Below are 25,500 nucleotides of genomic sequence, written 5' to 3' on the forward strand. Positions count from 1 at the left end.
AAATGTTTGCCAATATTGATGTCATTATTCCTTGCTATAATGCAGAACAAACGCTATCTCGCGCAGTGCAGTCCGTATTGTCTCAAACTTATTTGGGGAAAATTTGGTTGATTGATGATGGCTCTAAAGATAACACGTTAGCTTTGGCGCAAGAATGGGCTACGCAATATCCAGAAAAAATAGTTGTTGAGTCTATGCCGAAAAATAGTGGCGTGGCTAAAGCGCGCAATTGGGGCGCTTTGCAATCAAGTAATGAATTTATTGCTTTTTTAGACGCTGATGATGCTTATGAACAGGGCGCATTAGAAGTTGCAGCAGCGACTTTTCATTTTCAACCAGATACCTCAGTGGTACGTTTAGCATTAAAACCAATTGATTTGCCAGCGCGTTACGCTGAACATCCTAATTTTGAGTTTGCATGGCAACACATGCGAATGACCTGTGGTGGGAGCGTGGTTTTTCGTCGAGCCTTTTTCTTGGCATGTGGTGGTTTCCCACAAGATGAATTATTTTGCCAATTAGGCGGTGAAGATGGTGCACTTGGTATTGCGACAACTAAGATAGCTAAAGTTGCAACGTTATTTAATGATGTTGGCGTACTTCATTACTGCAGGGATGGAATGCATGCAGAACGGCTATTGGATGCTATTTTATTCCAAAAAGAGCCACAGGAGATTACTGAAGAACAAATGGCTCAGGCTAATGGCGTGACAGATGAAATTTGTCGCCAAATTAACGCATTAAAGTGCGGTCTAAATTCATCAGAAATAGGCATTCGTCCCTTGTATTAGAACGAACGGAGTAAGCGATGAAAATTATTATTTTGGGCGCAGGTCAGGTAGGAACAACGCTTGCCGAAAATTTGGTTAGTGAAGATAACGATATCACACTTGTTGATAACGAGTCCACACAGTTACAAGCCTTACAAGAAAAGCATGATTTGCGTGTGGTGCAAGGCTCGCCATCATCACCAAAAGTGCTTCGTGATGCAGGTGCAGCCGATGCAGATTTAATGGTTGCTGTAACAGCCTCTGATGAAATCAATATGGTAGCTTGCCAAATGGGCTATACATTATTTAATACACCAACGCGCATTGCCCGTATTCGTAATTCAGAATATTTGCGTGAAAAAGATAAGTTATTCAATGATGAAAATGTACCTATTGATCATTTGATTTCGCCTGAAAATCTTGTAACAGATGAAATTACACGCTTAATTGCTTATCCAGGGGCATTGCAAGTCGCCCACTTTGCGAATAATCGTATTAGCATGGTTGTGGTAAGAGCTTATTATGGTGGTCCTTTGGTTGGATATGCGCTTTCCGCATTTCGTGAACATATGCCACATATTGATTGTCGTATTATGTCTATTTTACGTAACGGTAAACCAATTCGTCCGCAGGGATCTACTATTGTTGAAGCTGGTGATGAAATTACTTTTATTTGTGCAACTGAGCACATAAAAGCAGTAATGAGTGAACTTCAACGCTTAGAAAAACCGTACAAGCGTGTAATGATTGTTGGGGGTGGAAATGTTGCCGCTGGCGTAGCGAAATGTTTAGAAAATGTCTGTACCGTAAAATTAATTGAGCGTGATGAGGAAAGGGCTAATTTGTTAGCTGAAAAACTTTCAAAAACCTTAGTTTTTTATGGTGATGCGTCTGATCAAAATTTATTGTTTGAAGAGCATATTGAAAATGTCGATGTGTTCCTTTCATTGAGTAGTGATGATGAAGCGAATATTATGTCTGCTTTATTGGCAAAACGTTTGGGCGCCAAGAAGGCAATGGTGCTGATTCAACGAATTGCTTATATAAACCTGATTCAAGGTGGAAGTATTGATATTGTAGTTTCACCACAGCAAGCGACAATTTCTGCTTTGCTTGGTCATGTTCGTAAAGGGGATGTGAAAAATGTGGCTACATTACGACATGGTATTGCTGAGGCTATTGAAATTGTCGCGCATGGTGATGAAAGCACCTCTAACGTGGTGGGAAGAAAAATCGGTGAGCTGCGTTTGCCTATGGGAACCATTATTGGTGCTTTATTGCGTGGGAATGATGTAATTGTTGCACGACGCCAAGTTGTGATTGAAGAAGGCGATCATGTGGTGATTTATTTGAGTGATAAGAAGAATGTGCCTGAAATTGAAAAATTGTTCCAGCCAAGTGCATTCTTCATTTAACGATTTATTTACTTTTAAGAGCGACTCATTATAATAGGTGCTTTTTTATTATAGCCAGACGAAAGTCTGGCTACAAAAACCATACTCTATGCGTATGGAGCCAAATAGCTTAAGCGATGAACAGAAAAAATCCTCGCTATATAATGAACAAGGCTGACAACCAAAATTCAACATATAGGAGGATTATCATGGTAAGTAAAACCAGTGACGATTCAAGTCTATCACACTCAAAATAGAACTGTAAGTAACACATTGTATTTATCCCGAAGTACAGAAGAAAAGCAATTTATGGAAAGTTAAGAGCAGATATAGGTCAAATATTGAGGCAGTTATGTGACTATAAAAATGTGGAGATAATAGAAGCGCATGCAATGCCAGACCCTATCCATATGCTCTTAAAAATCCCGCCTAAAATATCAGTATCAGGTTTTATGGGCTATCTGAAGGGAAAGTCAGCACTGATGATTTTTAAAAGACACGCGAACTTAAAATATGGGGCTGACGTAGATTAGTCCTAAATACCACACCATTTTCGCAATGTTTTAAGCTGTTCTTTTGGTGCTCCAAAGTTAAACCGAAATTCACATTCCTTCAAGAATAAAGGAAAGTTTTTTTGGTCGATTCCATTATATTTTTGGAGTATTCTCTTCGCCTGACTCCAGAAATTTTCTATTCCATTTATGTGGTTTTGTTTCACCGCAAATAGTTCGGAATGATTGATTCGTTTGTGGTGAAATTTGCTCATATCAAGGGCATCATAGCTTCGATAAGTATCGGTATAACCCCTGTTAGGCTTGATTTTCCTCACAATAACAGGCATTAATGTCTCTGTTTTGGTATTTTCTACCACCACCGTAAATACTTTTCCTTGTCACTTTAACAAACTGAATACGGCAACTTTTCCTGCTGCGCCTCGACCTCGTTTTCCTTTACGATGACCGCCAAAATAGCTTTCATCAAGCTCAATTTGACCATCAAAAATCTCATCGGCTTCAAGAGCTAAATGATAACTAATGACTTCACGGATTTTTCGGTAAAAAATCGCTGAATTGGCTTGGATACAGAGTAAATCAGCCGCTACTCGGGCTGTAACTTCTAATACAAAAATTCAAGAAGCTTGTTTTGTATAGATTTCTTTAATTTACAATGGGTTATCTTCATTTTTTATAGACTAGAACACTTGCTAATCTACGTCAGCCCCTAAAATATAGGTATGGAAATAGGCATTTCTGGGCGAAAGGATTTTTTGTCAGCACAGTAGGGTTAAATATAAAAGTGGTAGAGGATTATATAAGAAACCAAGAAAAAGAAGATATGGTTCAAGATAATTTATCAACGAAAGAACATGTTGACCCCTTTAAGGGGTAATCAAGGAAATAATTAGACGCGGTTGTCAGTTCTCACAAGCACCTTAAGGGGCTTGTGAAGGAGAGTCCAAAAAATGCACGTTTTACATGCGGATTGTTATTTATCATTTAAACGTAATTTCAAATCTTCAGCAGTTTGACAAGTCTTAATCTTATCAAACACTTGGTTCGCCTCATCATATTCCTTATTCAAATAACGTAACCATTGTTTAATTCGTGCCACATGATAAAAACCACTGTCATATTCATTTTCGACATTAGCATATTTTTTCAAGATTTTTTGAATCTCACACCAAGGCATTTTTTCTGCATTTGATTTCAGAACATGACTTAAATTCGGAATATTCAACGCGCCTCGCCCCACCATTAAATCCTGGCAGCCTGTTTGAGATAAGCAATCTTGCCCATCTTGCCAATGCCAAATTTCTCCGTTAGCAATAACTGGAATGGATAAACGCTCTCGGACTTCGCTAATTTTTTTCCAATTAATTCGATCAGCGCGATAACCATCAGCTTTTGTGCGTCCATGCACCGTAATTTCGGTGCTCTACCGCGTCAGCGATTTCAAAAGCTTGAGAAATATCATCCCAACCTAACCGCACTTTTACACTAACGGGGAATTCACTTGGCACGGCTCTGCGTAAGGCTTGAGTGGCACGATAAATCAATTCAGGCTGTTTCAATAATGCCGCACCACCATTACTGCCATTCACTGTTTTAGAGGGGCAACCACAATTTAAATCAATGCCATGAGAGCCAAGATCGATTGATCGAATCGCATTTTCAGCAAGGCATTCTGGACGCTGCCCAAGCAACTGCACTCGCACAGGCGTGCCAGAAGAAGTAAAGCCCTGATTTTTTAATTCAGGGCATAAACGATAAAATACTTTTTCAGGGAGAAGTTGATCAACTACGCGAACAAATTCTGTTATACATAAATCATAGTCATTCACTTCTGTGAGAAGTTGACGCACAAAGGGATCTAGAACCCCTTGCATAGGCGCAAGAATAACACGCACTATTTCCAGCCTTTCGCTTTACAAATTAAATCGTAAGCGGCTTGAATCTGTTGAGTTTTTTCTTTTGCCATTTCCATCATTTCTGGAGGTAAACCTTTCGCCACGAGTTTATCTGGATGGTGTTCATTCATTAAACGACGATAAGCACGCTTAACCGTGTTTTGCTCGTCAGACTCAGTCACACCCAATACTTTATAGGCATCATTTAAAGTTGGGCCTGAAGCATATTGGTAACCACCACTATTTTGTTGCTGATATTGGTAGCCACCTTGATATGCACCTTGTTGATATTGCTGATAAAAACCGCCTTGAGTAAAAGCTCTAGCAGCCATTTCCATCGCAATCATTTGTTCAAATTGCATACGAGAAAGACCCAGTTCTTCAGCAATTACATAAAGCACTTCTTTCTCATTTTCGTGAAGTTCTGAATCGGCAAAAGCCGCTTGAACTTGCACTTGTAAGAACATTCGCAATAAATCAGCACGTTGCCCACAACCAATGCGAAATTCACGGATAACCTGGCGAATTGGGAAATCAGACTCTTTACCGCGACGAAACGCATCTTGCGCTAATTTACGCCCAGCATCATCCAGTTTTAGCTGAATCATTAATTGATTAGCTAATTGGATATCTTCTTCTGTTACACACCCTTTCGATTTACTTAAATGCCCTAACACCGCAAAGGTGGTTTGCATAAACAAGTCTTGACGCGTTGTTTTCTTTTTAAAGAAACTGGAACTTACCGAGCCAAGCTCATACAATTTTTTATCTGCAATAGAACCTAAAATGAGCCCTGCAATCGCACCAAAAAATCCACCAACTTTCCAACCTAAAAATACGCCTATAATTTTTCCAATAAATCCCATTCTTTCCCCTGTTAAGTCAAAGTGCGGTTATTTTTATAATGTTATTTATAATGATGACAAAAATTTATTTCTCAAGTTTTATACGCCAAATTCAGCACGATAAGCACGCATTTCTGGCAAATGGCTACTGTATCGAGGATCTTGTTCGATAAATTGCATCAAATCATCTAAATCAATGATTGATAGCACTTGGCATTGATAATCACGTTCTACTTCTTGAATTGCTGAAAGCTCGCCTTTTCCTCGCTCCTTACGGTTTAAGGCGATTAATACCGCCGCAAGCTCTGCCTGATTTGCACTGATTAATTCCATAGATTCACGAATTGCAGTACCAGCCGTAATCACGTCATCCACAAGCAAAATTTTTCCTTGCAATGGGCTACCAATTAAATTGCCGCCCTCTCCGTGATCTTTCACTTCTTTGCGATTAAAACAGACGGGTTTATCAATACCATAACGATTAAATAGCGCCACCGAAACTGAAGTGCCAATTGGAATACCTTTGTAAGCAGGGCCAAAAACCACATCAAAATCTACCGCACTTGCCTGAATTGCCGCAGCATAAAACTCGCCTAAACGCGCTAAATCAGCCCCCGTATTAAACAAACCCGCATTGAAAAAATACGGACTTTTACGCCCTGATTTCAAAGTAAATTCTCCGAATTTCAATACATTTCGGCTTAAAGCAAATTCGATAAAATCGCGTTTATATTGTTCCATTTTTTAATTCCTACAAACCGTATTTATAAGCCTAGCGCTTCGCGTTGAGCGATGAAAATTTGATTACAACCCTGTTTCGCTAAATCTAATAATGTTAATAATTCTTCATGGCTAAATGGTTCGCCTTCTGCGGTACCTTGTACCTCAATCATGCGACCATCTTCCATCATCACAACATTCATATCCGTTTCTGCTGCAGAATCTTCCACGTATTCCAAATCACAAACAGCTTGCCCCTCAACAATCCCTACGGAAATTGCCGAAACTAGCCCTTTAATTGGGTTAGTTTTTAACGTGCCATTCTCAATTAAACCATTGATCGCATCACATAATGCGACAGCAGCACCAGTAATGGATGCAGTACGTGTGCCACCATCTGCTTGAATAACATCACAATCTAAAGTAATCGTACGTTCACCAAGTGCTTTAAGATCCACCATCGCGCGCAAAGAGCGGGCAATTAAACGTTGAATTTCCATTGTGCGTCCACCTTGTTTACCTTTAGCCGCTTCACGTTGCATACGACTATGTGTTGAACGTGGCAACATTCCATATTCAGCCGTGACCCAGCCTTGCCCTTGTCCCTTTAAGAAACGTGGTACAGCATCTTCCACTGTTGCAGTACAAAGCACCTTGGTATCACCAAATTCAACAAGCACAGAACCTTCAGCGTGCTTGGTGTAATTACGGGTAATTTTAATTTGGCGGGGTTGATTATTTTCTCGATTATTTGGACGCATAATTATTCCTTGATATGGTTTCGAACGATGTAATAAAAAAGCGCACTATTCTAGCACGCTTTGGTTTTCATTATTGGGTAGTTTTTTCAAAGTCACGAATTTTATGGAAAGTTTCGTTTAAATCTGCCGCAAAATTAATCTTTTGAATTTCCGGCGAAGAATTAGATTTAACTAACATTCTCAACGGCTGAAACTGCATATTGCACAAGTAAAGTTGTTGATGGGGCAACATGTGTTGAACAAATCGAGTAAGCGCATGAATGCCACCTGCATCAAGTACTGTCACTGCATCACATTGCAGCACAATATGTCGGATTTCATGATCGGTATGAACCGTTCTATCATGCAAATCCGCAAATAATTTATCCGCAGCAGCAAAGAAAAGTGGACCACTAATTCGGTAAACCAACACATCATCTAAATCTTCAGGCGCATTGTATTCAATGGCTTTTGTCATCTCAGCAATGGTTCGAATAAACAAGAGACTTGCAAGCAACACCCCAACACTAATCGCAATCACCATATCAAACAATACGGTCAAAATAAGACAAGTCAGCAACACTGCCATTTCATTTTTGCCTGAACGGCGAGCAAGATGAATAATATCGTGCACACTTGCCATATTCCACGCCACCACTAACAACAAAGCAGCCATCGATGACAAAGGCAAATAAGAAAGCGTTTGCGAAAACAAAAGTAAAGTGAATAAAACAAGTATTGCGTGTACGACACTCGATATTGGCGATACAGCCCCTGATTTCACATTAGCCGCAGAACGAGCAATCGCAGCTGTTGCCGTAATCCCGCCAAAAAACGGAGAAATGATATTCCCCAATCCTTGCGCTAATAACTCGTTATTGGAGTGATGTTTAGTATCAGTCATATTATCTAAAATTACGGCGCAAAGAAGTGATTCGATTGCGCCCAATACCGCCATTGAAAAAGCAGCAGGTAACAACGCTTGTAAGCTATTAAAATCCCAATGAATTAATTCACCTTGCGCATCAGGAATATTCCACGGTAGAGAAAAATCTGGCAATACATTAGGAATTCCATGACCAATGGAACCATCAGGCAAAGTATATTGGAATGCCGAGCCAATCGTCGCCACCTCAAAACCAAAATACTGTAATGTTAGAGCTAAAATCGTGCCAATAATCACAGCAGGTAAATGCCCCGGCACTGCCAAACGTAATTTATGCCATTGAGCCAGGACTAATAGGGTTACTACACCAACCGCTGCATTAGCCCAATTTATCGTAGGAAGTGCGGTAAAAATTGTTTGGATTTTTTCAAGATAATGCGCTGGCATTTTTTCTATAGAAAGCCCCAAAAAATCCTTAATCTGCAAAGTACCAATAGTAATCCCAATCCCACAAGTAAAACCTAAGGTTACGGGCAAAGGAATATATTCAATTAAACGCCCTAGACGAAATAACGCCATCAAAACCAAAATCAGCCCAGAAAGCAACGTTGCCATCAAAAGACCACTTAGCCCAAATTGTTGAGTAACAGGGTACAGAATCACAACAAAAGCTGCTGTAGGCCCAGATATATTAAAGCGAGAACCACCAGTCAGTGCGATAACGATACCCGCAATAATTGCCGTATAAAGACCATGTTGTGGCGGTACACCACTTGCAATAGCCAAAGCCATGGAAAGCGGAATCGCAATCACACCAACGGTTAACCCTGAAATAATGTAGCGAATCAACGATTTTTTCGAATAACCTAAACGAAAGGAATCTTTCAGCGCGCTAAAGGGTTTTATGGATAAAAAAACATTTTTAGAAAATAACGCTTTAATATGCATAAAAAACTACAAACGATAAATAAAGTGCGGTTATTCTAGCGAAACTTTTAAAAGTTTTTTATGTTCTAGCGCAAAAAACTTGACTAAACTGGAGCAAATCTTTATAGTTTGCGCACCTTTCACGGTGAGATGTCCGAGTGGTTGAAGGAGCACGCCTGGAAAGCGTGTATGCGGGAAACTGCATCAAGGGTTCGAATCCCTTTCTCACCGCCACGAACCTTGTCAAATAACGTCTATCTTGTCAAAAAACAACGTAAAAATAATGATTTAGTTATATCTAATCTGTTTCTTTCGTTGGTCTATGTTTGTCTTTGTTTCCGTTTTTAACCCCCTATTTAACCCTCTGTTAATTTTGGGGATCTTAGGTGGGGGTTAAAACGTTTAGTTTTTAATCATACAAAGACATTTCATTATGAAAATAATCAAACCTCTTACAGACTCAAAGATCCTATCATTTAAAGCACAGGAAAAAGAATATACAAAACATGATGGAAAAGAATCAGGGCTAGGAATAAAAATTAATTCTAGTGGCTCTAAGATTTGGTATTTTTTCTATAAATTCGATAATAGAAAAAGAAAAATGAGTTTAGGCGAATATCCCGCCCTTTCATTAGTTCATGCGCGCGAAATGGCTCAAGAATATCGAGGTTTAGTCCTTCGCCATATTGATCCTCAAGTTTATCGACAATCTTTGCTTAACCCAGTCGAAGAAAATAAAATTACCATTTTCTGAAATGGCAATTAGATGGCGTGATAAACGTTTAAAATTAGGAGCTATTTGATACTTTTGAGCAACTTGAAAAAACGATTCATAAGTACATTCATTATTACTATAATAAGTGTATTCACTGTAAACTCAAAGAACTAAGCCCTGTAAACTACAGGGCTCACTCCTTGATTTGACAGTCTAACTTTTTTGGGACAGCTCATTAACTGAGCTTTTATTTATCTTGCAATCAAGTTACTAATCGCTTGGTAAATTCTCTCGGCTGAATCGCCCGATAATGCCTTGCCTTTTTCATCAGAAATGACAACGGAGCTTTGTCTGCCATGATCAGAAATTTGCATTTGGTAAGTGCCGTTTTCAAGTTCTGGAAGTTCAGTACCCATGCGCAACCAATCTTCTTTTTTTAATGCTGAATATTTTAATTCACGATAACCTTTACCAGCAGTTTCAGATTTGATCGCAAAACCCACTTTAGGTAAAGCTCCACCTAATTTTTCCCATGCTTGACCAAAATTAACATTCATCGCTAATGCAGTTTGACCATTCAAATCCTGAATAATTTGCGAAGCTACCGCTCCCACAGAAGCACTAGATAAATCTTGTTGCTGTTTGTTGTAAGCAGAAGTTAGTGCAGACACAATGCGGTTTAAGCGTTCAGACGTATAACGTTGCTTGTCAGATACACTTGGAGTGAAAATCACACCATCACGACGCATTTGCAAAACAGATACTGCTAGTGCACTCGCATCTTGAGCCATAACTTGTTCTACTTGATATTTAATCTCAGTGCTCGATTTATCACCAATTCGTCCTGTTGGCGCCCAGTCAGTTGTTAAAATCGCACCATTCGTCGTTGATGAAATACCGTCTTCTTTTAATAATCGTTCAACTTGTTGTAGGTTATACACACTCGCTTGCTGTTCTGGATACACGATCAATGCCTGTTCACCATCGAATTGTGTTAATGAATTTTCAATAATCGCTAATGGTATTGATGGAGGACGAATATCAATATTTTCTCCCTTTTTCACAGCAATATTAGGCAACGCATAAGTATCATCTGTTTTTGGTAGCATTACACCACCGCTCGCCAATGGTGAGAATCCAGGGATAGAAGCCTCTGATTTTTGGAAAGAATCATTAGCAGTCTTTAATGCTTCAGGATCAGACGAACAACCAGCCAATACGATAACCGCTGCTAAACTCAACATTATTTTTTTCATATTTGAACCTTAACTAAATTGAAAACTTTATGAATTTTGACCGCACTTCGACAGTCTATAATGCAAAAAGTTTAGGGATAATGACTTACCCCTGATTTTTATAATAATCCTGCTATTTTCAGTGCTTCTTCTACTTTTGGTTGAACTTCTTCGCTTAACACCGTCAATGGCAAACGTAAATGTGCTGACTTAATTAAACCTAAACGATAAGCCGCCCATTTCACAGGAATTGGGTTCGATTCGATAAAGAGATCATGATGTAAACGCATTAAGCGAGCATTAATTGCTTCTGCTTTAGCAAAATCTCCCGCAAGCGCATAGCGACACATATCCGCCATATCTTTCGGTGCTAAGTTATTCGTTACAGAAATCACGCCTTCTGCACCGAGTTTCATCGCATCCAAACTCGTTGCATCGTCACCACTTAATACGATAAAATCCTTGCCTGCGAGCTCTTTAATTTTGGTGACACGACTGATATCTCCAGTCGCTTCTTTAATACCAACAATGTTGCTGATTTTCGCTAAACGAGCAACAGTTTCTGGCTTCATATCGCTACCGGTACGACCTGGTACGTTATAAAGAATTTGCGGTAAATCTGTACATTCAGCAATGGCTTTAAAATGCTGGAAGATTCCTTCTTGGGTTGGTTTATTGTAGTAAGGTACAACGGATAGACAACCCGCAACGCCACTATCGCGTAATAATTTTGTCATTGTAATTGCTTCGCTCGTCGCATTTGCGCCTGCGCCAGCAATCACAGGAATACGACCTTTGGCAAATTCAACCGTCTTCTCAATAACCTTTACATTTTCTTCAATACTTAATGTCGCTGATTCACCTGTTGTTCCCACAGAAACAAGCGCACTAGAGCCTGCCTCAATGTGATATTCCACCAATTTTTCTAAACAAGCGAAATCTACTTCGCCGTAATTATTCATAGGTGTAACAAGTGCGACAATACTGCCTGAAAATAAAGGATTTTGTGCTGACATAGAACCTCCGTTGGTTTTTTAATTTTATTATTTGGTATAGCTCGTTATAGTCGCTAAAATGACTTGAATTTGCAAATATTTTTTCATCAAAGGAGCTTTTTATGAATCCATTATCCGTTGGTAGCCAAGCACCCATTTTTACGTTATTAAATCAGCAAGAACAACCCGTTTCTTTAAATGATTTTCTCGGTAAAAAAGTGTTAGTCTATTTTTACCCAAAAGCACTCACGCCTGGCTGCACAACACAAGCATGCGGATTGCGTGATAGTAAATCAGAATTAGATGAATTAGGATTAGTTGTACTTGGCATTAGCCCCGATACACCGAAAAAATTAGCTCAATTTATTGAGAAAAAAGCCCTTAATTTCACACTACTTTCCGATCCTGATCACAAAGTTGCAGAACAATTTGGCGTATGGGATGAGAAAAAATTCATGGGTAAAACTTATGATGGTATTCACCGAATTAGTTTTTTAATTGATGAAAACGGAAAAATTATTCACGTATTTGATAAATTCAAAACAACAGAACACCATCAAGTTATCGTTGATTATCTTCGATCCCTATAACCCTTCAAAAATTACCGCACTTTTCTATATAAAGTGCGGTAAAAATTAATTATTTTTTCAGTTCGATATTTACGCGTTATTCCGCCTTTGCTAGAATTTATCCTTAATTGAAATTCATTCTCAATTATATTCCCAAGATATTTCTCAAATAATAAGGACAGAAAAAAATGATGCAGCTTTTTGATTTTTTACAACAGTATAGTGACTACTTTATCATCGGTTTATTATTACTGATGAGCATTATTATGCTAGCCATGGTAATTGAGCGTTATCTTTTCTTAAGAAAGGTAAACGTCGCACACTATTCCACCATTCACGCATTAGATATCGATTTAAATCGCAATATGACCGTAATCTCCACCATTGGCGCAAATGCACCATATGTTGGTTTGCTTGGTACAGTTATCGGGATTTTATTAACGTTTTATCAAATCGGTCATGGCGGTGGTGAAATTGACACTGGCGTCATTATGATGCACTTATCTTTAGCATTAAAAGCGACAGCATTAGGTATTCTTGTGGCTATTCCATCTATGGTGTTTTATAACGGTTTAGGTCGTAAAGTTGAAGTTAATCGTTTGAAATGGAAAGTGTTAAACGAACAAAAAGATAAGGAATAGTCCGTGAAAAAATTCGATGAAATCAACATTATCCCTTTCATTGATATTATGTTGGTGTTGCTTGCTGTAGTACTTATCACTGCGTCTTTTATCTCTCAAGGTAAAATTCAAGTTAACGTACCTAAAGCCAGTACAGCCGTTGCATTTAAAGCTGATGAGCTTGCTAAATTATTAACTGTAACAGCGGATAAACAACTCTATTTCAATGATAGACCTATTACGCAAGAAGCCCTAGAAGCAGAAATTGCCCAATGGAATAAAGATCAGAAAGTCACATTAAAAATTGATGCTGAAGCCTCTTTCCAAGACTTTGTTACCATTACAGATATGCTCTCTAAAAATGAGATCAAAAATGTAGCTATTGTTTCTATGAAAGATAAGGGTAAAAGTGCGGGTAAAAATCCTCAAGAATCTGCACCCGCTCAATCTGTGCCAACTACGCCTTAAGGAATAATTATGCAGCAAACAAAACGTTCGCTATTAGGTTTGCTTATTTCTTTGATTGTGCACGGCATTGTTGTAGGGTTCATCTTATGGAGTTGGAATAAGCCAAGTGATAGCGCCAATAGCGCTCCAGGCGACATATCCACAAGTATTTCTATGGAAATGGTGCAAGGCATGGTGATGGAAGAACCAGCTCCTGAGCCAGAAAATGTACAAAAAGAGCCAGAACCAGAAAAACAAGAGGTTGTGGAAGATCCAACAGTGAAACCTGAGCCACAAAAAATCAAAGAACCGGAAAAAGAAAAGCCAAAACCAAAAGAAAAACCTAAAGAAAAGCCAAAGGATAAACCGAAAAAAGACGTTAAACCACAGGAAAAACCAATCAATAAAGATCTACCAAAAGGTGATAAAAACATTGATTCAAGTGCGAACGTGAATGCTAAAGCGACCACAACTGGCACCACCAATAGCAATGCACAAGTAGCAGGTAGTGGAACAGACACGAGCGAAATGGCTGCCTATCGCTCCGCAATTCGTCGTGAAATTGAACGTCATAAACGTTACCCTACTCGCGCAAAAATGATGCGTAAGCAAGGTAAAGTCAGCGTATCCTTCAATATAGGCCCTGATGGCTCACTAAGTGGTGCTCGCGTCACTCAATCATCAGGTGATGAAAGCCTAGATAATGCAGCATTAGAAGCAGTTAACAGCGCAAGACCTGTCGGTGCAAGACCTTCAGGATTCCCTTCAGGGTTAAATGTGCCGATTAGTTTCACGCTTCAATAAAAAAAGTGATCTGACCTCAAAAAGTTAGAGTGTTATTTAAAGGACTGTTTTCGGTATTGTATCGGACTCAGTCCTTTTAATTTCAGTTGGATTCGATGGCGGTTATAATAGTCCAAATAATCCCTTACCGCTTCAACTATCTCTTCTTTTGTTTTAAATTCCCGCTTGTAAAAGCATTCCGTTTTTAATCGCCCAAAGAAACTTTCCATGGCGGAATTGTCCAAGCTATTTCCTTTTCTCGACATACTTTGAATGATGCAATGTTCAGCCAAGATTCGACGATAAGCCACCATTTGATATTGTCAGCCTAGATCTGAATGTAAAATTACGAAGAATTAGTCCATTTATGCCATTTTTTTCAACGCGTTTTAACCAGGTTCCAACTAATGCGTCTGAGGGAATGTTATAAAAACGGGCCGTTTCTCTGATACTTATTTTTCAATTCAGAATAGGTTGGAGAACCTGTAATTTAAATTCGATTATGTAGTGTTTACCCATAATAAAATCTGCACCTCAATTGTTGGTTGTTGAGTCCAACTTTAGGGGGGCAGATCATTTTTATCCTTAAAGAATAAAACGACTTAAATCTTCATTTTCAACCACTTCGCCAAGTGCATCCACTACATAAGCCGCATCAATATTGACCGTTTGACCATTCATATCGCTTGCACTGAAAGAAATTTTATCCATTAAACGTTCCATTACCGTATGCAAACGGCGCGCACCAATATTTTCCGTTTTTTCATTCACACGGAATGCCGCCTCAGCAATTTTCTTCACTGCGTCGGTTGTGAATTCTATATTCACCCCTTCTGTTGCCATTAATGCTTTGTATTGCTCGGTTAAAGAGGCATGTGGCTCCGTTAAAATACGCTCAAAATCAGCCGCACTTAATGCGGTTAGTTCAACACGAATCGGCAAACGACCCTGCAACTCTGGAATTAAATCTGAAGGACGAGCAACTTGGAATGCACCAGACGCAATAAATAAGATATGATCGGTTTTAACCATTCCGTGTTTGGTGCTAACGGTCGAACCTTCCACTAACGGAAGTAAATCACGTTGCACGCCTTCACGCGATACATCTGCACCGCTGTATTCACCTTTCTTACAAATTTTGTCGATTTCATCGATGAAAACGATACCATTTTGTTCTACTGCATCAATCGCTTTTTGTTTAAGTTCTTCAGGGTTAATTAATTTCGCTGCTTCATCATCAATCAACGCTTTCAACGCATCTTTAATTTTCATTTTGCGTTTTTTCGTTTTATCTGAACCTAAATTTTGGAACAATGATTGCAGTTGATTTGTCATTTCTTCCATGCCTGGAGGAGCCATAATTTCAACGCCCATAGACACGCCTGCAGACACATCAATTTCGATTTCTTTATCATCTAATTGACCTTCACGTAATTTTTTACGGAACGTTTGGCGAGTACTACTGTGATTATCATGGCTTTCAACTTCTCCCCATTGATTTTTAGCTGGGGGAAGTAAAGCATCCAAGATACGCTCTTCAGCTGCATCTTCAGCTCTTGCTCTGTTCTTCGCAATTTCCTGCTGGCGAACAAGCTTCATCGCACTATCCGTTAAATCACGAATAATGGAATCTACCTCTTTCCCCACATAACCCACTTCGGTAAATTTCGTTGCTTCTACTTTGATAAATGGCGCGTTAGCTAATTTTGCCAAACGGCGCGCAATTTCAGTTTTACCCACACCAGTTGGGCCAATCATTAAAATATTTTTTGGGGTTACTTCATGACGCAGAGGTTCTTGAAGCTGCATACGACGCCAACGGTTACGCAACGCAATCGACACAGCACGTTTTGCATCGGCTTGACCAATAATATGTTGATCTAATTCAGAAACTATTTCGCGAGGAGTCATTTCAGACATGGCTTTTTCCTTAATTCGGTAATTCTTCAATAGTAAAATTGGTATTTGTGAACACGCAAATATCACCAGCAATTTTTAAAGATTTTTCAACAATTTCACGAGCAGAAAGTTCGGTGTTTTCCACCAACGCACGTGCTGCAGACAACGCATAGTTACCACCCGATCCGATTGCTAAAATTTGATCTTCTTCTGGTTGAACCACGTCGCCAATACCCGTGATGATTAAACTTTCTTTTTCATCTGCCACAATTAACATCGCTTCTAACTTACGGAGTGCACGATCTGTACGCCAATCTTTTGCTAATTCCACCGCACTTTTTAGCAAGTGCCCTTGGTGCATTTCAAGTTTACGTTCAAATAATTCAAAAAGCGTAAATGCATCTGCAGTACCACCCGCAAAACCAGCAATCACTTTGCCATTATATAAACGACGCACTTTACGTGCATTGCCTTTCATTACGGTATTTCCCAAAGAAACTTGTCCATCACCGCCTACGACGACTTGCCCATTACGACGTACGCTTACAATCGTTGTCATTGTTCTGTCCTTTATAAAGTGAAAGTTGTTCGTTATATGGCGGTAAATTAACAAAATTCAAGGGAAAATACTCTTTTGCCGATTTATTCGCCAAAAATAATCAAAAAATGTGAGCCTGATCATAATTCAAGATAGCAAACGTTTGCTTTAAATTGATATAAAACATAAAATGTGTATGATACATAGCAATCAATGACCATCCAACTAGGAGTTTTTTTATGAAAAAGATGATCAAGCTATCTGTTGTAGCTTTATTAACCGCAGCAGCAATTCCAGCTATGGCAGGAAAAACTGAGCCTTATACCCAATCAGGTACAAATGCACGTGAAATGTTGCAAGAACAACCAATTCACTGGATCTCAGTAGATCAAATTAAAAAAGAATTAGAAGGTAAAGGCCCAATTAATGTCAGCTTTGATATTGATGATACCGTACTTTTCACTAGCTCTTGTTTCTATTATGGTCAACAAAAATATTCTCCAGGTAAACAAGACTATTTGAAAAACCAAGATTTCTGGAATGAAGTTAACGCAGGTTGCGATAAATATTCCATTCCAAAACAAATCGCAGCTGATTTGATTAAAATGCACCAAGAGCGCGGGGACCAAATTTATTTTATTACAGGTCGTACAGCAGGGAACGTGGATGGTGTAACGCCTATATTACAAAAAGCATTTGATATTAAAAATATGCACCCTGTTGAATTTATGGGCGGACGTGAGCGCACAACTAAATACAACAAAACCCCAGGCATTATTGCGCACAAAGTGACCATTCACTATGGCGACAGCGATGATGATGTATTAGCAGCTAAAGAAGCGGGTATTCGCGGTATTCGTTTAATGCGTGCTGCAAACTCAACTTATCAACCAATGCCAACTTTAGGTGGCTATGGTGAAGAAGTGTTAATCAATTCAAGCTATTAATTGACCGCACTTTAACAACAAAAAAGGCAAGTTAGGATTCCTAGCTTGCCTTTTGTTTTACCAATTAATTAGTGTTTAGTTTGACCTTCTTCAGATTTTTCTTCTGCATTTTCTGCTTGTTGACGATTCATATATTCAACAAACAATGCATCAAAGTTTACTGGAGATAAATTCAACGCAGGGAACGTGCCGCGATTGACTAAGTTAGACACTAATTCACGCGCATAAGGAAAAAGCATATTCGGGCATTGAGAAGTTAAACAATGCGCCATTTGAACATCTTCTAAACCGCTAATCGTGAACACACCCGCTTGTTTTACTTCACAAATAAATGCGACATCACCACTATCTTCAAGTGTAGTTTCAACAGAAATGTTTAATACTACTTCATATAAGTCATCACCAACTTGGGTTGTTTCGGTGCTTAAATCAAAACCAAGTTTTGGTTTCCATTCTTGTTGGAAAATATGTGGAAGATTTGGTGCTTCAAAAGACACATCTTTCACATAAATGCGTTGAATTTGGAGAACGGGTTGTTGTTGTTCTGTTGCTGCAACGTCTTGTTTTTGTTCTGACATTTTCTATTCCTTATTTATGTTTTTTAACTAAAGGTAAATTTGCCGCTGCCCATGCAGAAATGCCTTCTTTTAATACAAACACACGGTTAAAACCTTGTTTCGCTAAAAGCGTAGCTGAAGCTGGTGCGGAAACACCGTTAATATCTACCAACACAATTGCTTTCTCTTTGTGTTGTTCAATTTTACCGATGTTTTGATTTTTAATTTCGCTTGGAAGTAAATTAATGCTATCAATGATATGACCACGTTGAAATTCTTCAAGGCTACGTAAATCCACCACAATAGCTTCATCCGCATTTATTAAACGAATTACCTCATTGTGAGTAATTACTTTAAATTTACTCGTTGCGCCTTTATAGAAGGTATAAATTACCATCACGAAAATCGCAAACCAAGAAACCGCTAAAAGAGTATGTTTTTGAGCAAACTCTGTTGCCATTGGGATAAATTCTTGCATTGTTTTCTCTACTGATTAAGTACGTCAAAATAGGGCTCAAGTATAACCGCACTTGAGTTATCTTTCAAAAAAATTATGCTTAAATTCCGTACTTGCATAAAGGTTATACAATCAACAAAAAATTATGTGATCAGGATCATAAATTTACTTTTTCATTATTCATGAATAACTCAATTTAGTTAGATTATTGGAAAGGAATTTTTATTCATTAGGAGAAATCTATGAAATTAACTAAATTAGCCTTACATACTTTATTTGGTCTAGGTGTTTCAATAGCAAATGCTGCTGACTTACCAAATATTACAATCTTGGCAACGGGTGGTACTATTGCAGGAAGCGGGCAAAGTTCGGTAAATTCTGCGTATAAAGCTGGACAATTAAGTATTGATACTTTAATTGAAGCTGTACCAGAAATGAAAAATATTGCCAACATTAAAGGTGAGCAAATTGTAAAAATAGGTTCACAAGACATGAATGACGAAGTCTGGCTAAAACTTGCAAAAGCCATCAATGCTCAATGTAAAAGTACTGATGGATTTGTCATTACCCATGGTACAGATACCATGGAAGAGACAGCTTATTTCTTAGATTTAACCGTAAAATGTGAAAAACCGGTTGTTCTCGTAGGGGCAATGCGTCCTGCAACAGAAAAAAGTGCTGATGGTCCATTAAATCTTTACAATGCAGCTGTTGTCGCAGCAGACAAAAAATCGAGTGGTCGTGGTGTTTTAGTCGCAATGAATAATGAAGTACTAGGTGCTCGCGATGTCACAAAAACCAGTACGACCGCAGTGCAAACTTTCCATTCACCAAATTATGGTTCTCTAGGCTATATTCATAACAGCAAAGTGGACTATGAACGTTCCCCAGAAAGCAAACATACCATCAACACTCCGTTTAACGTAGAAAAATTAGATAGCCTACCAAAAGTGGGGATTATTTATGCTTATTCAAATACACCAGTTGAACCACTAAACGCATTACTCAATGCAAGCTATCAAAGGATAGTCTCTGCTGGAGTTGGCAATGGAAATGTTAATGCTGCACACTTAGAGCGCTTAGAAAAAGCCGCGAAAGATGGCGTCGTTGTAGTTCGTTCTTCTCGTGTACCAACTGGCTATACAACTCGTGATGCTGAAGTTGATGATAGTAAATATGGCTTTGTAGCATCAGGTACTTTAAATCCACAAAAAGCCCGTGTGCTGTTGCAATTAGCTTTAACTCAAACTAAAGATCCAAAAATAATTCAACAATATTTCGAAGACTTCTAAGAGCAATTGCAATAAACAAAAGTGCGGTTAATTTCTAAAGAGTTTTAATACCTCTCAAAATTGACCGCACTTTCATTTTTTAAACGTTTTACTTAACTACTTCCGCCGTATATTCCAATTTATGAATCGCATCGAATAGTTGCTGGTTTGTGACTTTTGGATCTTCCACAACCGTAACTAAACCATCTTTAATAGATGCTTTCGTTGAAATCACGCCATCAATATTTCGTAACTCTTTATTCACTAAGTAAGCGCAAAGCTGGCAATTCATTTCTTTTACTTTTAGCACAATTTGTTTAGTTTCATTCGCATGAGCGAAAGAAATTGCAAACAGCGAAAGCAAAAGTACGGTACATAATTTCTTCATTTTTATTCCTAATTAGCTAATTCTAAAATCCAAGGCAAAATTGTTGGATAGGTTAAGAAAAAAATCATCACGATAAATACAATCCAATATAAAACGATGAGTTTTTTACGGGAAATATATTTGCTACAAATGATTTTTTTGGAAAACATCAACAGCCAAAATCCATAGGTAAAGGCACATAATGAAATAATAAGCATAGGAATACGCAAATAATCATATTCGCCTAAGCCAATCAACCAAGTAGACGATACGCCGAACACTAAATAAATTAATGGTGCGATGCAGCACAAAGTTGAAGCCACCGCGGCACTAAGTGCGGTGGCTATGGCAACCCAAAAGGATTTATTAGAGTTTTTTAGAGACGTAGTCATATTTAAATTCTTTTGGATCAAAGGAATTTAACGGATCGCCACCCACTTCAGCATACGGATAGCCGAAGTTATTGATTGGAGCCAGTTCTGGTTGTGGATATAAATCGAAGTCACGGGCATGATTAAATCCCACCCAGTTTGCTTCCCAGTTACCAAACAAATATTTTGCTACGGCTTGTGTATCTTTATCTTCAACAGATTTTTTCTCTGCTAAACGCATTTTGGCAACGTCAGCGGAATCAATAGGTACCCATCCAAACCCAGCAAGGTAGAATTCAGCTCGGCAGTGTTGGCCACCACTTACGTTTGCGATGCCTTGTTCATTTGCGCTACCGAAAGCACCTTTGGAATATTTGCCCATTTTCTCTGCCGCACCTAAGCGAATACCAAAAATTTCACGAGCTGGGATGCCTGCCGCACGAGCAAGCGCCACAAATACAGAATTAATATCGGTACATTTACCTTTTAATACGCCAGTGGTAAGAATTTTTTCTACATCGCCGTCACCACAACCTAATACAGAATTATCACGTTCCATATTTTTTACGATCCAATGGTGAATAAGTTCTGCTTTTTTCAATGGATTAATTTCTTTACCTACGATTTTGTCAGCAAATTCTTTCACTATGCCATCAGTTTTAATGTGTTGAGTCGCTTTTAAGTATTCTTGTACATCCACGGAATACTGAATATCTTTTGGCGGAGTATAATTCTCTAAAGCACCTTTCACCATCGGTTCACGGTCTTTTGTTTCAATGACCATAGTGACTTTTAAATCACGTTTTTGTGCATCTTTATCCCAAGTAGCAAATAAGGTTTTCGCTCCGTATTTATTGTTTTCTGTTACATAGGCATTCATGTAATTACCTTCAAAGTGAATTGATTTCACTTGTTGGTATTCCCCATTAAATGGCAATGGAACCCATAAATTGGTTTGTCCTTGTGAGCCTTTTGGCACAACTAAATCGTAGGTTTGCGTGAATTCGTAAAGATGGGCGTCTGTATTGTAGTTTGGAATATTGATGTTTGCATGAGCTAACGAGCCACATGCAGAAAGCACCGCAACGGCGATAAGTTTCTTCATGAAGAGATCCTCTAGTTAATAATAGTTAAACTTAACATATTAGATAAACTAATACGCCACTATGCTAACGGATTTTTGAGCAATAATTCAACCGTTTTGCATAAACTTTTTATTTTTCTTATATAAAAATATTTTATTTTCCAACCGCACTTTCCTTCTAACATTTGACACCCCTAGCCCTTACACCTATTATTTCGTAGTTATTTATTTAAGATTTACGGAACAAAATAATTATGGTGAATAAAACCGCTCAACTTAAACAAGCTCTAGAAAATCGTATTCTCATTTTAGACGGTGCGATGGGGACGATGATCCAAAAATATAAACTGACGGAAGCCGATTTTAGAGGCGAGAAGTTTAAGGAAAGTGCGGTCGATTTACGCGGTAATAATGATTTACTGACATTGACTCAGCCACTGCTAATTTCCGCTATTCATGAGAAATATTTGGCAGCGGGTGCCGATATTATTGAAACCAATACTTTTAGTTCAACTACGATTGCTCAAGCGGATTACGACTTGCAATCTATTGCTTATGAACTCAATTTTGTTGGCGCAAAATTAGCTCGTTTGGCAGCAGATAAATATAGCACGCCAGAAAAACCTCGCTTTGTCGCAGGCGTGTTAGGGCCAACAAACCGTACAGCCTCCATTTCACCCGATGTAAATGATCCCGGTTTCCGCAATGTGACTTTTATGGAGTTGGTGGATGCTTATGCCCAAGCAACAAAAGGCTTAATTGAAGGTGGTGCGGATTTAATTATGATCGAAACCATTTTCGACACGCTTAACGCTAAAGCTGCAGTTTTCGCCATTGAAAGTGTATTCGAAGAATTAGGCGTAGAATTGCCAATCATGGTTTCCGGCACCATTACCGATGCTTCTGGTCGTACGCTTTCAGGGCAAACCACTGAAGCGTTCTACAACTCGCTTCGTCACGCAAAACCGCTCACTTTTGGTTTGAACTGTGCGTTAGGTCCAAAAGAATTACGCCAATATGTAGAGCAGCTTTCAAAAATCAGTGAAACCTATGTTTCTGTGCATCCGAACGCGGGCTTGCCAAATGCTTTTGGTGGTTATGATTTAGGGGCAGAAGAGATGGCGGCTCACTTAAAAGAGTGGGCAGAAAGTGGTTTTGTGAACATTATCGGCGGTTGTTGCGGCACCACACCGGAACACATTAAAGCCTTTGCTGAGGCGGTAGAAAACATTCCACCACGCAAATTACCACAAATCAAAACCGCGATGCGTTTATCGGGTTTAGAACCACTCAATATTGACGATGAAAGCCTGTTCGTGAACGTGGGTGAACGTAATAATGTAACTGGTTCAGCAAAATTTAAACGTTTAATTAAAGAAGACAAATTTGCAGAAGCTATTGAAATTGCCATCGACCAAGTAGAAAACGGCGCGCAAGTCATCGACGTGAACATGGACGAAGCCTTGCTCGACGGCAAAAAATGCATGACCCGTTTCCTCAACATTATGGCGACGGAACCCGATGCAGCTAAAGTGCCGGTGATGATCGACTCCTCCAAATGGGAAGTGATTGAGGCAGGTTTGCAGTCGGTGCAAGGCAAACCGATTGTGAATTCTATTTCCTTAAAAGAGGGCGAGGAAAAATTTATTCATCAGGCTAAATTGGTGCGTAAATACGGTGCAGCCGTTGTGGTAATGGCGTTTGACGAAGTGGGACAAGCGGACACCGAAGAGCGAAAAGTCGAAATCTGTACCCGTGCTTATAACATCTTAGTCAACCAAGTAGGCTTCCCGCCAGAAGACATTATTTTCGACCCGAATATTTTCGCCATCGGCACTGGGATTGAAGAACACAATAACTACGGCGTGGATTTCATTAACGCCACAGGTCGTATTAAACGATCTTTACCGCATGCGAAAATTTCGGGCGGTGTGTCAAATGTCTCTTTCTCTTTCCGTGGAAATAATGTCATGCGTGAGGCGATTCACGCAGTGTTCCTATATTATGCCATCAAACAAGGCATGGATATGGGGATCGTGAACGCAGGACAGCTAGCGATTTACGATGATCTTGATCCTGAATTACGTAATGTGATTGAAGACGCCGTCTTGAACCGCACACCGGATGGCACAGAACGTTTACTGGATATTGCAGAAAAATATCGCAACCAAGGCAACGATGAAAGTGCGGTGGATTCTGTGGCCGAATGGCGCACTTGGCCGGTGGAAGAACGTTTAAAACATGCCCTCGTGAAAGGCATTACCACGCACATCATCGAAGACACCGAAGAAGCGCGCCAAAAATTGCCAACGCCGTTAGAGGTCATCGAAGGTCCGCTCATGGCAGGTATGGACGTGGTAGGTGATTTGTTTGGCGATGGTAAAATGTTCCTGCCTCAAGTGGTGAAATCCGCGCGCGTGATGAAACAATCCGTGGCGTACTTGGAGCCGTTTATCAACGCCACCAAACAAAAAGGCTCAAGTAATGGAAAAGTGGTGATCGCCACCGTGAAAGGCGACGTGCATGATATCGGCAAAAACATCGTAAGCGTGGTGTTGCAATGCAATAACTTTGAAGTGATTGATTTAGGCGTTATGGTGCCAGCGGACAAAATCATCCAAACCGCTATTGATGAAAAAGCCGACATTATCGGCTTGAGCGGTTTGATTACGCCATCCCTAGACGAAATGGAATACTTCCTCGGCGAAATGACGCGCCTAGGTTTGAACTTACCAGTGTTGATTGGCGGGGCAACTACATCGAAAGAGCATACTGCGATTAAACTTTATCCAAAATACAAGCAACATGGTGTGTTCTATACCTCTAATGCATCAAGAGCAGTAACGGTTTGTGCCACGTTGATGAACCCTGAAGGGCGTGCGGCATTGTGGGAACAGTTCAAAAAGGATTACGAGAAAATCCAGCAATCCTTCGCCAATCGCAAACCACTACGTAAACAACTGAGCATTGAAGAAGCGCGCGCCAATCGTTTTGATGGCTTTAGCGGTGAATGGGCGGATTATGTTCCACCAACGCCAAAACAAACGGGCATTGTGGAATTCAAAAACGTGCCGATTGCCGAGCTGCGCAAATTTATCGACTGGTCGCCATTCTTCCGTATTTGGGGCTTGATGGGCGGCTACCCTGATGCCTTTGATTATCCGGAAGGCGGAGAAGAAGCACGCAAAGTGTGGAACGATGCACAAGTGGTATTGGATGAATTAGAGCAAAACCATAAACTCAACCCAAGCGGTATTTTAGGCATTTTCCCTGCCGAACGCGTGGGTGATGATGTGGTGCTTTTCTCTGATGAAGAACGCACACAGCCCATTCGCACAGCTTATGGCTTACGCCAACAAACGGAACGTGGCAAAAACAGCAAAAGCCCATTTAACTTCTGCTTAAGCGACTTTGTCGCCGATCGCGAAAGCGGTAAAAAAGACTGGTTCGGCATGTTCGCCGTGTGCGCTGGTATTGAAGAAATGGATTTAGTGGAAGGCTACAAAGCCGCAGGCGATGACTACAATGCCATCTTGCTACAAGCCGTAGGCGACCGCCTCGCCGAAGCCATGGCAGAATACCTGCACTTTGAACTCCGCACCCGCATTTGGGGCTACACGCAAGAAGAATTCGACAACCAGGGTTTAATCAACGAAAACTACGTCGGCATCCGCCCTGCGCCGGGTTACCCAAGCTGCCCGGAACACACGGAAAAAGCCTTGATTTGGGATTTATTAGAAGTAGAACAACGCATCGGCATGAAACTCACCGAAAGCTACGCCATGTGGCCGGCAGCTTCTGTTTGCGGTTGGTACTTCACTCACCCAGAAAGCAACTATTTCACTCTAGGTCGCATCGATGAAGATCAAGCTCAAGATTATGCCAAACGTAAAGGTTGGGATGAGAGAGAGATGATGAAGTGGTTGGGGGTGGCGATGAAGTAAAAAATCTTTTTT

At 39.7% G+C, this 25,500-nt stretch carries 22 protein-coding genes, 1 tRNA gene and 7 pseudogenes; 14 read left to right on the forward strand and 16 right to left on the reverse strand.

What is annotated here, in order from left to right; genetic code table 11:
* Positions 1 to 2 precede the first annotated feature (2 nt).
* The 3 genes and pseudogenes from DV427_RS04225 to tnpA form a co-directional block, all read left to right on the forward strand.
* Positions 3 to 805: pseudogene (locus DV427_RS04225) on the forward strand (glycosyltransferase family 2 protein).
* Positions 806 to 808: 3 nt separating this feature from the next.
* Positions 809 to 2,185 carry a Trk system potassium transporter TrkA gene (gene trkA, locus DV427_RS04230; protein WP_114891413.1) on the forward strand — a complete coding sequence of 459 codons (1,377 nt, stop codon included), beginning with the start codon at positions 809 to 811 and terminating at the stop codon, positions 2,183 to 2,185.
* A gap of 251 nt (positions 2,186 to 2,436) precedes the next feature.
* Positions 2,437 to 2,679, forward strand: a pseudogene (gene tnpA / locus DV427_RS04235) (IS200/IS605 family transposase); the annotation flags it as partial.
* A 20-nt stretch (positions 2,680 to 2,699) separates the two neighbouring features.
* On the opposite strand, the pseudogene DV427_RS04240 reads toward tnpA, so the two are convergent.
* Positions 2,700 to 3,346, reverse strand: a pseudogene (locus DV427_RS04240) (IS1595 family transposase).
* A gap of 39 nt (positions 3,347 to 3,385) precedes the next feature.
* On the opposite strand from DV427_RS04240, the pseudogene DV427_RS04245 reads away from it, so the two are divergent.
* Positions 3,386 to 3,553, forward strand: a pseudogene (locus DV427_RS04245) (transposase); the annotation flags it as partial.
* Positions 3,554 to 3,649: 96 nt separating this feature from the next.
* On the opposite strand, the pseudogene dusC reads toward DV427_RS04245, so the two are convergent.
* From dusC to dauA, 5 genes and pseudogenes are all read right to left on the reverse strand, one after another.
* Positions 3,650 to 4,571 (reverse strand): annotated as a pseudogene (dusC, locus tag DV427_RS04250) (tRNA dihydrouridine(16) synthase DusC).
* Positions 4,571 to 5,437 carry a co-chaperone DjlA gene (djlA, locus tag DV427_RS04255; RefSeq protein ID WP_114891414.1) on the reverse strand — a complete coding sequence of 289 codons (867 nt, stop codon included), beginning with the start codon at positions 5,435 to 5,437 and terminating at the stop codon, positions 4,571 to 4,573. The pseudogene dusC and the gene djlA overlap by 1 nt, the downstream one beginning before the upstream one ends.
* A 78-nt stretch (positions 5,438 to 5,515) precedes the next feature.
* Positions 5,516 to 6,157, reverse strand: a complete 642-nt coding sequence (pyrE, locus tag DV427_RS04260; protein WP_005686697.1) for an orotate phosphoribosyltransferase — start codon at positions 6,155 to 6,157, stop codon at positions 5,516 to 5,518.
* 23 nt (positions 6,158 to 6,180) lie between these two features.
* Entirely contained in the window at positions 6,181 to 6,897 is a 717-nt protein-coding gene (gene rph, locus DV427_RS04265; RefSeq protein WP_114891415.1) for a ribonuclease PH, read from the reverse strand.
* Positions 6,898 to 6,967: 70 nt separating this feature from the next.
* Positions 6,968 to 8,710 (reverse strand): C4-dicarboxylic acid transporter DauA, encoded by a 1,743-nt coding sequence (dauA, locus tag DV427_RS04270; RefSeq protein WP_114891416.1) that lies wholly within the window; start codon positions 8,708 to 8,710, stop codon positions 6,968 to 6,970.
* A gap of 123 nt (positions 8,711 to 8,833) precedes the next feature.
* On the opposite strand from dauA, the gene DV427_RS04275 reads away from it, so the two are divergent.
* The 3 genes and pseudogenes from DV427_RS04275 to DV427_RS09670 all read left to right on the forward strand — a co-directional run.
* Positions 8,834 to 8,923: transfer RNA gene (locus tag DV427_RS04275), tRNA-Ser, on the forward strand.
* A gap of 199 nt (positions 8,924 to 9,122) precedes the next feature.
* On the forward strand, positions 9,123 to 9,443 hold the full coding sequence (locus DV427_RS04280) for an Arm DNA-binding domain-containing protein (protein ID WP_240317978.1): 321 nt from the start codon (positions 9,123 to 9,125) through the stop codon (positions 9,441 to 9,443).
* A gap of 44 nt (positions 9,444 to 9,487) precedes the next feature.
* A pseudogene (locus tag DV427_RS09670) lies at positions 9,488 to 9,613 on the forward strand (IS3 family transposase); the annotation flags it as partial.
* 42 nt (positions 9,614 to 9,655) lie between these two features.
* Here DV427_RS09670 and bamC read toward each other — a convergent pair.
* Both bamC and dapA read right to left on the reverse strand, forming a co-directional pair.
* Positions 9,656 to 10,660 carry an outer membrane protein assembly factor BamC gene (gene bamC / locus DV427_RS04290; RefSeq protein WP_114891417.1) on the reverse strand — a complete coding sequence of 335 codons (1,005 nt, stop codon included), beginning with the start codon at positions 10,658 to 10,660 and terminating at the stop codon, positions 9,656 to 9,658.
* A 98-nt stretch (positions 10,661 to 10,758) separates the two neighbouring features.
* Positions 10,759 to 11,655, reverse strand: a complete 897-nt coding sequence (gene dapA / locus DV427_RS04295; protein WP_114891418.1) for a 4-hydroxy-tetrahydrodipicolinate synthase — start codon at positions 11,653 to 11,655, stop codon at positions 10,759 to 10,761.
* A 101-nt stretch (positions 11,656 to 11,756) separates the two neighbouring features.
* On the opposite strand from dapA, the gene bcp reads away from it, so the two are divergent.
* The 4 genes from bcp to DV427_RS04315 all read left to right on the forward strand — a co-directional run bounded on the left by bcp (position 11,757) and on the right by DV427_RS04315 (position 14,074).
* Entirely contained in the window at positions 11,757 to 12,224 is a 468-nt protein-coding gene (gene bcp, locus DV427_RS04300; RefSeq protein WP_114891419.1) for a thioredoxin-dependent thiol peroxidase, read from the forward strand.
* A gap of 167 nt (positions 12,225 to 12,391) precedes the next feature.
* Entirely contained in the window at positions 12,392 to 12,844 is a 453-nt protein-coding gene (exbB, locus tag DV427_RS04305; RefSeq protein WP_005627854.1) for a TonB-system energizer ExbB, read from the forward strand.
* Between the two features lie 3 nt (positions 12,845 to 12,847).
* Positions 12,848 to 13,291: a TonB system transport protein ExbD gene (gene exbD, locus DV427_RS04310; protein WP_005627856.1), complete on the forward strand. Its 444-nt coding sequence runs from the start codon at positions 12,848 to 12,850 to the stop codon at positions 13,289 to 13,291.
* A 9-nt stretch (positions 13,292 to 13,300) separates the two neighbouring features.
* Positions 13,301 to 14,074: an energy transducer TonB gene (locus DV427_RS04315; RefSeq protein WP_114891420.1), complete on the forward strand. Its 774-nt coding sequence runs from the start codon at positions 13,301 to 13,303 to the stop codon at positions 14,072 to 14,074.
* 32 nt (positions 14,075 to 14,106) lie between these two features.
* On the opposite strand, the pseudogene DV427_RS04320 reads toward DV427_RS04315, so the two are convergent.
* From DV427_RS04320 to hslV, 3 genes and pseudogenes are all read right to left on the reverse strand, one after another.
* Positions 14,107 to 14,400, reverse strand: a pseudogene (locus tag DV427_RS04320) (IS3 family transposase); the annotation flags it as partial.
* Between the two features lie 238 nt (positions 14,401 to 14,638).
* On the reverse strand, positions 14,639 to 15,973 hold the full coding sequence (hslU, locus tag DV427_RS04325; RefSeq protein WP_114891422.1) for an HslU--HslV peptidase ATPase subunit: 1,335 nt from the start codon (positions 15,971 to 15,973) through the stop codon (positions 14,639 to 14,641).
* Positions 15,974 to 15,983: 10 nt separating this feature from the next.
* Positions 15,984 to 16,511, reverse strand: a complete 528-nt coding sequence (hslV, locus tag DV427_RS04330) for an ATP-dependent protease subunit HslV (protein ID WP_005629407.1) — start codon at positions 16,509 to 16,511, stop codon at positions 15,984 to 15,986.
* A gap of 218 nt (positions 16,512 to 16,729) precedes the next feature.
* Here hslV and aphA point away from each other — a divergent pair, with 218 nt between their 5' ends.
* Positions 16,730 to 17,437 (forward strand): acid phosphatase AphA, encoded by a 708-nt coding sequence (gene aphA, locus DV427_RS04335; protein ID WP_065246407.1) that lies wholly within the window; start codon positions 16,730 to 16,732, stop codon positions 17,435 to 17,437.
* Positions 17,438 to 17,505: 68 nt separating this feature from the next.
* Here aphA and secB read toward each other — a convergent pair whose 3' ends face one another.
* Positions 17,506 to 18,015: a protein-export chaperone SecB gene (gene secB, locus DV427_RS04340; protein WP_114891423.1), complete on the reverse strand. Its 510-nt coding sequence runs from the start codon at positions 18,013 to 18,015 to the stop codon at positions 17,506 to 17,508.
* 10 nt (positions 18,016 to 18,025) lie between these two features.
* Positions 18,026 to 18,472, reverse strand: a complete 447-nt coding sequence (locus DV427_RS04345) for a rhodanese-like domain-containing protein (RefSeq protein WP_114891424.1) — start codon at positions 18,470 to 18,472, stop codon at positions 18,026 to 18,028.
* 221 nt (positions 18,473 to 18,693) lie between these two features.
* Between DV427_RS04345 and ansB the strand changes: the two genes are divergently transcribed.
* Positions 18,694 to 19,743: an L-asparaginase 2 gene (gene ansB, locus DV427_RS04350; protein WP_114891425.1), complete on the forward strand. Its 1,050-nt coding sequence runs from the start codon at positions 18,694 to 18,696 to the stop codon at positions 19,741 to 19,743.
* A gap of 88 nt (positions 19,744 to 19,831) precedes the next feature.
* Here the strand turns inward: ansB and DV427_RS04355 are convergent, their stop codons facing one another.
* Genes DV427_RS04355 through DV427_RS04365 form a run of 3 tightly spaced genes read right to left on the reverse strand, consistent with a single transcriptional unit; the run spans position 19,832 to position 21,565 of the window.
* Entirely contained in the window at positions 19,832 to 20,110 is a 279-nt protein-coding gene (locus DV427_RS04355) for a heavy-metal-associated domain-containing protein (protein WP_114891426.1), read from the reverse strand.
* Between the two features lie 8 nt (positions 20,111 to 20,118).
* Positions 20,119 to 20,481: a mercuric transporter MerT family protein gene (locus DV427_RS04360; RefSeq protein WP_162790260.1), complete on the reverse strand. Its 363-nt coding sequence runs from the start codon at positions 20,479 to 20,481 to the stop codon at positions 20,119 to 20,121.
* Positions 20,456 to 21,565, reverse strand: coding sequence for a transglutaminase-like domain-containing protein (locus DV427_RS04365; RefSeq protein ID WP_114891427.1), 1,110 nt, complete (start codon positions 21,563 to 21,565; stop codon positions 20,456 to 20,458). Before DV427_RS04365 ends, DV427_RS04360 begins: the two co-directional genes overlap by 26 nt.
* 233 nt (positions 21,566 to 21,798) lie before the next feature.
* Here DV427_RS04365 and metH point away from each other — a divergent pair, with 233 nt between their 5' ends.
* The gene (gene metH, locus DV427_RS04370; RefSeq protein WP_205334666.1) at positions 21,799 to 25,488 is read left to right on the forward strand and encodes a methionine synthase; all 3,690 of its coding nucleotides are present in this window, start codon (positions 21,799 to 21,801) and stop codon (positions 25,486 to 25,488) included.
* Positions 25,489 to 25,500: the final 12 nt, after the last annotated feature.

This window comes from Haemophilus haemolyticus, from assembly GCF_003351405.1.
Lineage (GTDB): Bacteria > Pseudomonadota > Gammaproteobacteria > Enterobacterales > Pasteurellaceae > Haemophilus > Haemophilus haemolyticus_N.

Bases quoted from the DNA above. Each gene is read 5' to 3' on its own strand.
- metH (WP_205334666.1), top strand. From the start codon at position 21,799: ATGGTGAATAAAACCGCTCAACTTAAACAAGCTCTAGAAAATCGTATT.
- ansB (WP_114891425.1), top strand. From the start codon at position 18,694: ATGAAATTAACTAAATTAGCCTTACATACTTTATTTGGTCTAGGTGTT.
- pyrE (WP_005686697.1), bottom strand. From the start codon at position 6,157: ATGGAACAATATAAACGCGATTTTATCGAATTTGCTTTAAGCCGAAAT.
- DV427_RS04360 (WP_162790260.1), bottom strand. From the start codon at position 20,481: ATGACTACGTCTCTAAAAAACTCTAATAAATCCTTTTGGGTTGCCATA.
- DV427_RS04280 (WP_240317978.1), top strand. From the start codon at position 9,123: ATGAAAATAATCAAACCTCTTACAGACTCAAAGATCCTATCATTTAAA.
- exbB (WP_005627854.1), top strand. From the start codon at position 12,392: ATGATGCAGCTTTTTGATTTTTTACAACAGTATAGTGACTACTTTATC.
- rph (WP_114891415.1), bottom strand. From the start codon at position 6,897: ATGCGTCCAAATAATCGAGAAAATAATCAACCCCGCCAAATTAAAATT.
- DV427_RS04355 (WP_114891426.1), bottom strand. From the start codon at position 20,110: ATGAAGAAATTATGTACCGTACTTTTGCTTTCGCTGTTTGCAATTTCT.
- trkA (WP_114891413.1), top strand. From the start codon at position 809: ATGAAAATTATTATTTTGGGCGCAGGTCAGGTAGGAACAACGCTTGCC.
- djlA (WP_114891414.1), bottom strand. From the start codon at position 5,437: ATGGGATTTATTGGAAAAATTATAGGCGTATTTTTAGGTTGGAAAGTT.
- dapA (WP_114891418.1), bottom strand. From the start codon at position 11,655: ATGTCAGCACAAAATCCTTTATTTTCAGGCAGTATTGTCGCACTTGTT.
- DV427_RS04345 (WP_114891424.1), bottom strand. From the start codon at position 18,472: ATGCAAGAATTTATCCCAATGGCAACAGAGTTTGCTCAAAAACATACT.
- aphA (WP_065246407.1), top strand. From the start codon at position 16,730: ATGAAAAAGATGATCAAGCTATCTGTTGTAGCTTTATTAACCGCAGCA.
- hslV (WP_005629407.1), bottom strand. From the start codon at position 16,511: ATGACAACGATTGTAAGCGTACGTCGTAATGGGCAAGTCGTCGTAGGC.
- secB (WP_114891423.1), bottom strand. From the start codon at position 18,015: ATGTCAGAACAAAAACAAGACGTTGCAGCAACAGAACAACAACAACCC.
- dauA (WP_114891416.1), bottom strand. From the start codon at position 8,710: ATGCATATTAAAGCGTTATTTTCTAAAAATGTTTTTTTATCCATAAAA.
- bamC (WP_114891417.1), bottom strand. From the start codon at position 10,660: ATGAAAAAAATAATGTTGAGTTTAGCAGCGGTTATCGTATTGGCTGGT.
- DV427_RS04365 (WP_114891427.1), bottom strand. From the start codon at position 21,565: ATGAAGAAACTTATCGCCGTTGCGGTGCTTTCTGCATGTGGCTCGTTA.
- DV427_RS04315 (WP_114891420.1), top strand. From the start codon at position 13,301: ATGCAGCAAACAAAACGTTCGCTATTAGGTTTGCTTATTTCTTTGATT.
- bcp (WP_114891419.1), top strand. From the start codon at position 11,757: ATGAATCCATTATCCGTTGGTAGCCAAGCACCCATTTTTACGTTATTA.
- hslU (WP_114891422.1), bottom strand. From the start codon at position 15,973: ATGTCTGAAATGACTCCTCGCGAAATAGTTTCTGAATTAGATCAACAT.